Raw genomic sequence first — 907 nt, 5'->3', positions numbered from 1 at the left:
CCGCCACCCCCGAGCTCATCTCCCCCCGTTCCCCCCGCGTCGCCGCCGCGCGGCGGCTGGCGAAGCGGAACTTCCGGGGGAAGGAGCGGCTGTTCCTCGCGGAGGGGCCGCAGGCGGTCCGGGAGGCGGCCGGGCACCGGGTCGGGGACGCGGCCACGCTCGTGGAACTGTTCGCCACGCTGGAGGCCGCCGAGCGGTACGCCGACATCGTGGGGGAGGCCCGGGACGCCGGCGCCCGGGTGCACCTCGCCTCCGAGCAGGTCATCGCCGACATCTCCACCACCGTCACCCCGCAGGGCCTCGTCGGCGTCTGCCGGTTCCTGGACACGCCCTTCGAGGACGTCCTCGCCGCACGCCCCCGGCTCGTCGCCCTCCTCGCCAACGTCCGTGACCCCGGCAACGCCGGGACCGTGCTGCGCTGCGCCGACGCCGCCGGTGCCGAGGCCGTCGTCCTGACCGACGCCTCCGTCGACGTGTACAACCCCAAGGCCGTCCGCGCCTCCGTCGGCTCCCTGTTCCACCTGCCCGTCGCCGTCGGCGTCCCCGTGGAGGAGGCGGTCGAAGGGCTGCGGGCCGCCGGTGTCCGGGTCCTCGCCGCCGACGGGGCGGGCGACCGCGACCTCGACGACGAGCTCGACAAGGGCACCATGGGCGGGCCCACCGCCTGGGTCTTCGGGAACGAGGCCTGGGGCCTCCCGGAGGAGACCCGCGCCCTCACGGACGCCGTCGTCCGCGTCCCGATCCACGGGAAGGCCGAGAGCCTGAACCTCGCCACCGCCGCCGCCGTATGTCTCTATGCGTCGGCGCGTGCACAGCGCGCCGCCGGAGGGTGCCGCTCCGTCACCGGGAACTAGTAGGGTGACCAGCTCAGGGACCCCTCTGTGGAGCCTTGGAGGTGGGGTACGGG

1 protein-coding gene is annotated in these 907 nt (G+C 75.3%); it reads left to right on the top strand.

From position 1 onward, the window contains the following. A partial coding sequence (locus AOQ53_RS37320) for a TrmH family RNA methyltransferase (RefSeq protein ID WP_059424258.1) occupies positions 1 to 854 on the top strand: 854 nt, incomplete at its 5' end. Positions 855 to 907: the final 53 nt, after the last annotated feature.

The organism is Streptomyces azureus, from assembly GCF_001270025.1.
GTDB classification, from domain to species: Bacteria; Actinomycetota; Actinomycetes; order Streptomycetales; family Streptomycetaceae; genus Streptomyces; species Streptomyces azureus.
This window is presented reverse-complemented; position numbering and strand designations above follow the sequence as displayed.